This is a genomic window from Pseudonocardia xinjiangensis (genome assembly GCF_012911925.1).
In the GTDB taxonomy this organism is placed as follows: domain Bacteria; phylum Actinomycetota; class Actinomycetes; order Mycobacteriales; family Pseudonocardiaceae; genus Pseudonocardia; species Pseudonocardia xinjiangensis.
Window position 1 is genome coordinate 23,551 of the sequence record NZ_JAAXKY010000094.1, and the last position, 6,214, is coordinate 29,764.

Annotated in this window: 8 protein-coding genes; 4 read left to right on the forward strand and 4 right to left on the reverse strand. The window is 72.6% G+C overall.

Going from position 1 to position 6,214, the window contains the following annotated elements; all coding sequences use genetic code 11:
* The first annotated feature begins 70 nt into the window (after nucleotides 1-70).
* The 3 genes from HF577_RS24575 to HF577_RS24585 are packed head-to-tail and all read left to right on the forward strand — an operon-like array spanning nucleotide 71 to nucleotide 2,463.
* Nucleotides 71-1,399, forward strand: a complete 1,329-nt coding sequence (locus tag HF577_RS24575; RefSeq protein WP_169398314.1) for an aminotransferase-like domain-containing protein — start codon at nucleotides 71-73, stop codon at nucleotides 1,397-1,399.
* 30 nt (nucleotides 1,400-1,429) lie between these two features.
* A complete protein-coding gene (locus HF577_RS24580; protein ID WP_169398305.1) occupies nucleotides 1,430-2,080 on the forward strand; it encodes a GNAT family N-acetyltransferase in 651 nt (216 codons plus the stop codon).
* A 14-nt stretch (nucleotides 2,081-2,094) separates the two neighbouring features.
* Nucleotides 2,095-2,463 (forward strand): PadR family transcriptional regulator, encoded by a 369-nt coding sequence (locus tag HF577_RS24585; RefSeq protein WP_169398306.1) that lies wholly within the window; start codon nucleotides 2,095-2,097, stop codon nucleotides 2,461-2,463.
* Here the strand turns inward: HF577_RS24585 and HF577_RS24590 are convergent.
* The 3 genes from HF577_RS24590 to HF577_RS24600 all read right to left on the reverse strand — a co-directional run bounded on the left by HF577_RS24590 (nucleotide 2,411) and on the right by HF577_RS24600 (nucleotide 4,760).
* Complete coding sequence (locus tag HF577_RS24590) at nucleotides 2,411-3,724, reverse strand: MFS transporter (protein ID WP_312859354.1); 1,314 nt, start codon at nucleotides 3,722-3,724, stop codon at nucleotides 2,411-2,413. The two genes, HF577_RS24585 and HF577_RS24590, sit on opposite strands and share 53 nt — an antisense overlap.
* Before the next feature lie 71 nt (nucleotides 3,725-3,795).
* Nucleotides 3,796-4,050 carry a hypothetical protein gene (locus tag HF577_RS24595; RefSeq protein ID WP_169398307.1) on the reverse strand — a complete coding sequence of 85 codons (255 nt, stop codon included), beginning with the start codon at nucleotides 4,048-4,050 and terminating at the stop codon, nucleotides 3,796-3,798.
* 2 nt (nucleotides 4,051-4,052) lie between these two features.
* Nucleotides 4,053-4,760, reverse strand: coding sequence for an HNH endonuclease family protein (locus tag HF577_RS24600; protein WP_312859355.1), 708 nt, complete (start codon nucleotides 4,758-4,760; stop codon nucleotides 4,053-4,055).
* Nucleotides 4,761-4,998: 238 nt separating this feature from the next.
* On the opposite strand from HF577_RS24600, the gene HF577_RS24605 reads away from it, so the two are divergent.
* Nucleotides 4,999-5,277 carry a hypothetical protein gene (locus HF577_RS24605; protein WP_169398308.1) on the forward strand — a complete coding sequence of 93 codons (279 nt, stop codon included), beginning with the start codon at nucleotides 4,999-5,001 and terminating at the stop codon, nucleotides 5,275-5,277.
* A gap of 94 nt (nucleotides 5,278-5,371) precedes the next feature.
* On the opposite strand, the gene HF577_RS24610 is transcribed toward HF577_RS24605, so the two are convergent.
* On the reverse strand, nucleotides 5,372-6,214 hold an 843-nt coding region (locus HF577_RS24610), incomplete at its 5' end, for a (Fe-S)-binding protein (RefSeq protein WP_246267153.1).

Below are 6,214 nucleotides of genomic sequence, written 5' to 3' on the forward strand. Positions count from 1 at the left end.
AGTCGTTGACGAACGTAGTCTGCCCGGTGCAATATCTCGGTGCAATGATGACAATGATCTCGGTGCAATGATGGATGACTATCGCGGGCTGGCCGACGCCCTCGCCGACGACATCGCGCTGGGCAGGCTCCGCGCCGGCGACCGGCTGCCCACCCAGCGCGTGTTCGCCCGCGACAAGGGCATCGCCGTGTCCACCGCGATCCGCGTGTACTCCGAACTGCTGCGCCGCGGGCTGGTGACGGGGGAGGTCGGCCGGGGCACCTTCGTGCGCGCCGCCCCTCCCGTCCCCGGGCCTGCCCTGACCGAGCCCGCCGGGGCGCGCGTCGACCTGGAGCTGAACTTCCCGGTGCTCCCCGGGCAGGCCGCGCTGCTCGCGCCGGCGCTGGAGGGGCTGCTGCGGCCCGACGCGCTCGCCGGTGGTCTCGCCGCCGCCACGACCACCGGCACCCCCGAGGCCCGCTCCGCCGCCACCGCTGTCCTGACCCGGCAGGGGTGGGCACCGGCCCCCGAGCAGGTGCTGTTCGCCGGCAACGGCAGGCAGGCGATCGCCGCGGCCGTGAGCGCGCTGGTGCCGGTCGGCGGCAGGCTCGGCGTCGAGGCGCTGACCTATCCGGTGGTGCGGGCGATCGCGGGCCGGCTGGGGGTGGAGCTGGTCCCGCTCGCCATGGACGCGGACGGCCTGCTCCCCGACGCCCTGCGCGGCGCGGGGCGACTCGACGCCGTCTACCTGCAGCCCACGCTGCACAACCCGCTCGGCACGACGATGCCGCCCGCCCGCCGCGCGGCGCTCGCCGGCGTGCTCGCCGAGCGCGACCTGACGGCGGTGGAGGACACGATCTACGCGTTCCTCCGGGACGGGCCGGCACCGCTGGCGGCGGTGGCGCCGGAGCGGACCGTCCTCGTGGACAGCCTGTCGAAGCGCGTCGCCCCGGGTCTCACGCTCGGCTTCGTGGTCCCGCCCGCCGCGCTGCGGGAGCGCGTCGCCGCGGCGCTGCGTTCGGGTGGGTGGATGGCCCAGGCGTTCGCGCTGGAGGCGACCACGCGGTGGATGGCCGGTGGGGTGGTCGCGGAGATCGAGAGGGCCAAGCGCACCGACGCGGCGGCTCGCCAGGCCCTGGTCGCCGAGCATCTCGGCGGGTTCGCCGTCCGCACCGACCCGGCGTCCTACCACTGCTGGTGGGAGCTCCCGGCGCCGTGGCGGGCCGAGACGTTCGTGGCCACCGCCGCCCGCCGCGGTATCGCCGTCACCCCTGCGGCGGCCTTCGCGGTGGGAGCGGGCCACGCCCCGAACGCCGTACGGCTCGCGCTCGCGGCTCCACCGGTGCCGGCGCTGGGTGCCGCGCTGGCCGTCCTCGCCGCGCTGGCCAGGGGAGCGCCGGGAGACGACGGGGTGGAGTGAGCGGGCGGATCGCCGCCCTAGGGTGGGCGCGTGCCCACCGTGCGCCCCTACCGGCCCGACGACCGCGCCGCGCTGGCCGACATCTGCGTCCGCACGGGGGACGCCGGCGAGGACTCCCGCGGGCTGTATCCCGACCTCGACCTGCTGCCGAACATCTTCGTGCTGCCCTACGTCGAGTTCGAGCCCGCACTGGCGTTCGTCGTCGACGACGGCGGCCGGGCCGTCGGTTACGTCGTGGGCACCTCCGACACGCCCACGTTCGTCGAGTGGTTCCGGCGGGTGTGGCTGCCCCCGCTGACCGAGCGCTACCCGCAGCCCACCGGCCGTCCGAGCACGCCGACCGCCTGGATGGTCGGCCTGCTGCACCACCCGGAACGGATGCTCGTGCCCGAGGTGGCGGCCTACCCGGCCCACCTGCACATCGACCTGCTGCCGACCCACCAGCGGGCGGGCCACGGCCGCGCCCTGATGACCACGTTCCTGGACGCACTGGCCGATGCGGGGGTGGCGGCGGTGCACCTGGCCATGGCCGCCGCCAACACCCGCGCGCGGGCCTTCTACGGCCGGATGGGGTTCCACGAGGTCCCGGTGCCCGCCGCGCCCGGCGCCGCCTACCTGGGCCGATCCACCCAGGATGTTCAGACGGGCCGAGCCAAGGGAATGCCGGACCTCAGACCCTGACGGGGAGGTGCGCGATGATGCGATCGTACGTGCAGGCCCACCTGGACCTGCTGCTGCTCGCCGCGATCCGGGCGGAGCCGGGTGACGGTGCGGCGGTCATCCGGCACCTGCGTGAACGGTCGGGCGGAAAGTTCGCCCCGTCATCGCAGCGCGTGTACGCGGCGCTGCACCACCTCGAACGCAACCGGCTCGTCGAGCGGTACCCCGAGCCCCGCAGGTACACGCTCACGAACTCCGGACGTCGGTCCCTCGAGATGAAGCGCAAGGAGCTCGATTCCTTCGTGGCGGGCGTGCACGCGGTGCTCGGGCAGGGCGGCGCGAAAGCACGGCCTACGCGGGCACCCGCCGCGTCTCCCGGATCGCGATCACCGCGGCGAGGCTGATCAGGGCCGTCAGCACCATGTAGGCCGACACCGACAGCGACGTGCCGGTGGAGGTCTGCAGCGCGGTGGCGACCAGCGGCGCGAACCCGCCGCCGAGCACCGCGCCGACGGCGTAGGAGAACGAGGCGCCGCTGTAGCGGAAGCGCGGTTCGAACATCTCGGCGAACAGCGCCGACTGGGGTCCGTAGGACGCTCCGAGGCCGATCGTCAGGACGATGACGGCGAGCACCATCAGCGCCGTGGAGCGGGTGTCGATCAGCAGGAAGAACGGCACGGGCCACACGACGAGGAGCACCGATCCGACGAGGTAGACGGGCTTGCGGCCCACCCGGTCCGACCAGTTCGCGGAGACCATGATGCTGACCAGCCACGAGACGCTGCCGATGATGACCACCACCAGCATCGTCGTGCGGCTCACCTTGAGCACGGACGTGCCGTAGGAGAGCAGGTAGGCCAGGAACACGTAGCCGATGGCGGTGTTGGCGATGAAGCTGACCGAGGCCACCACCAGCTCGCGCGGCCGCTCGCGCAGGACGTCGATCATGGGGAGACGGGCGCGCACCTGCTCGGTCTTCAGCGCCCGGAACACCGGGCTCTCCTCGATCCGCAGGCGGATGAACAGCCCGACGCCGACGAGCACGATGCTGAACAGGAACGGCAGGCGCCAGCCCCAGCTCGCGAACTGCTCGTCGCTGATGGCGGCGCCGATGACGACGAACACCAGCTGGGCGAGGATCAGCCCGGCCGGCACCCCGATCTGCGAGTAGGCCCCGTACCGGCCACGCTGCCCGGCCGGTGCGTGCTCCACGGCCATGAGCGCCGCGCCGCCCCACTCACCGCCCGCGCTGAGGCCCTGCAGCAGGCGCAGCACGACCAGCAGGATCGGAGCGACGACACCGATGTGGGAGTACGTCGGCAGCAGCCCGACCCCGACCGTCGCGACCCCCATGAGCAGCAGCGACGAGATGAGCATGGCCTTGCGGCCGATCCGGTCGCCGAAGTGGCCCCAGAGGATCCCGCCGACCGGGCGGGCGAGGAACCCGACACCGAGCGTGGCGAACGAGGCCAGCGTGGCCGAGGCGGGCGTCAGCGTCGAGAAGAACTGCGAGCCGAAGATCAGCGCCGCGGCCGTGGAGTAGATGAAGTAGTCGTACCACTCGATCGTGGTGCCCACCGCGCTGGCGAGGGCCACCCGCCGCAGCTGGTCGGGGCGGGACTCCTCCTCCGCCGCGGCAACTGCGGGCGTCAGCTCAGAGTCCACCCGTACCCCCTTGTCATCGCTCACCTTGCGAGCAGCGACGGGGGCGTGTCAATGGTCCGTGAGCGACGCGATCAGCTCTCCGGCCGGTGCAGCACCGCGACGAGCACGGAGTGCAGGACCTCGGCGTCGGCGGGGTCGTGCAGGCGGCCCGTCCCCCCGCGCACGGCGTACCACTCGTCGGCCTCCTCGTAGCGGACGGTGACCCGGACCTCGCCGTCGTCGCTGCAGCCGGTGCGCAGCTCCAGGGCGCCGGTGATCACGCCGACGTCATCGGTCCAGACACCGCCCGGCGGCGCCGTGATGAGGGAGCTGTGCTCGGTGGGCATCGTCAGCACCTGTTCAACATGTCGAGGAGCGTGGAGCGTTCGGCAGACGTTACCGAAAGATCCCATTTCGACTTGGTGTCGATCCAGAGTGTCGCGTAAGTGCACCAGTACTCGGTGAGCTTGGGCTTCCACAGGTTCGGCGGCTGGTCACCCTTGGCCTGGTTGACGTTGTCGGTGACGGTGAGCAGCCCCGGGCCGTCCAGGTCGTTCGCGAACGCCTCGCGGCGGTCGTCGTCCCAGTCCGCGGCTCCGGAGCGCCACGCCTCCGCGAGCGGCACGACGTGGTCGATGTCGACGTCGGCCGGGTCCGTCCAGGTCGCGCCGTCGTAGGGCGAGTGCCAGACCCCGCTGACGATCTTGCACGGCGGCTTCACGACGACGTCCGTGCCGTCACGCTGCAGCACCAGGTCGCGCGTGTCGCAGCCGCCCTTGCCCTGCGTCGACCAGTGCGGGAACCGGTCGCGGGAGTAGCCACGCATCGACGCGGGCGCCCGCTCGACCAGCGCGTCGAGCTTGCTGTGCGCCTCCCCGGACCCCGAGGCGCCCGACCCCGGGTCAGACTCGGGGAGCGATGCGATGGCGGTGCAGCCGCCTGCGCCGATGACGAGCAGCAGCGCAGCGAGGAGCGCCACCAAGATCCGAACGATCTTTCCGAGCACGCCCCAGTAGCTCCCATCCCGGTTGCCGGCACGGGGCGAACCCACGGCCACGACATGACGATCATGCCAGCAGTCCGGTCCGGTCCGAGGGGGCCCCGGGGACCCCTGCGGGTTGCAGCAAAGCCACTTTGACGCAACCAGATGGCATGAAAGTGGCTTTGCTGCAACGGGGGTGCTGGGGGCCGCCGGGGGTTACCGGGCGCGACCAGCGGCTATCCCGTCGAACGGGTCGCTGCACCGGCGCAGCGGCTCCTGGCCCATGGCGGTGGCGATGAGGATGCTCCGGGCGGTGGCGGGTGTTCTGATCTGGCTCGTCGCGACGGTCCTGCTGATCGTCGCGCTCGTCCTGTGCCTCACGGTCCTTCTCCTGCCCGTCGGCCTGCTGGTGGGGCGGGTTGCGCTGCGCCTCTACCGCGTCGGGATCCGGCTGCTCCTCCCACGGCCCCGTGACCTCTCCCGGGGCCTCCGGAAGGAAGGGCGCAGGTGGCGGCGGAAGGTCCCGCTGCCCGGGCCGTCACGGAAGCGCTCGGGATGGGTGACGACGACGGCACGCAAGCTGGGGCGCTGACACGCCGCTCGCCGGCCCCCCGAGTTGCAGCAAAGCCACGTTCACGCAACCAGATGGCATGAACGTGGCTTTGCTGCAACTGGGGAGCGGCGGCTCAGTCCGCCAGGGCCGCCCGGATCAGTTCCACCGGGTGCTGGGCGCGGCGGGTGGTGCCGTGCGCGATCTGCTGGCGGCAGGACACCCCGGTGGCGGCCACCACCGTGTCGGCCGGCTCGGCGTGCACGGCCGGGAACAGGCGGTCGGCTCCGACCTGCATCGACACGTCGTAGTGCTCGGCCTCGAAGCCGAACGAGCCCGCCATCCCGCAGCACCCGGCGTCCAGCTCGACGACCTCGGCCCCGGGGATCCGCCGCAGCAGCGCCATCGTGGCGGCCGTGCCCACCTCGGCCTTCTGGTGGCAGTGCCCGTGGAAGAGGATGCGCCGGCCCGCGGGCCAGGCGTCCTCCCGCAGCGTCAGCGCCCCGCTGTCGATCGCCTCCACGAGCAGCTCGTCGACGAGCCGGGCGCGCCCGGCCACGTCGGTGACGCGGGCGTCGTCGCCGAGCAGCGCGCGGTGCTCGTCGCGCAGGGTCAGCAGGCAGGACGGCTCCACGCCCACGATCGGCCCGGACGTGCCACCGAGGGCGTCGAGCAGCCCGGACGCCTGGCGCTTGGCCTGGTCGAGCAGGCCCTTCGAGAACGCCGCGCGCCCACAGCAGCCGGAGTCCTCGAGCCGCACTTCCCAGCCGGCCCGCTCGAGCAGTTCGATGGCCGCGATCCCGACCGCGGGCTCGGTGAAGCTGGTGAACGAGTCGGCGAGAAACGTGAGCGGGCCCCGGCTCCCCGGTTCAGGAAAGCCACTTTGCTGCCCTGTAAGGGCCTGAAAGTGGCTTTCCTGAACTCCGGCGGGGCGTTTCCGGAACCAGCGCGGGAGGGTGGCGCGGGTGAACGTCGGGAG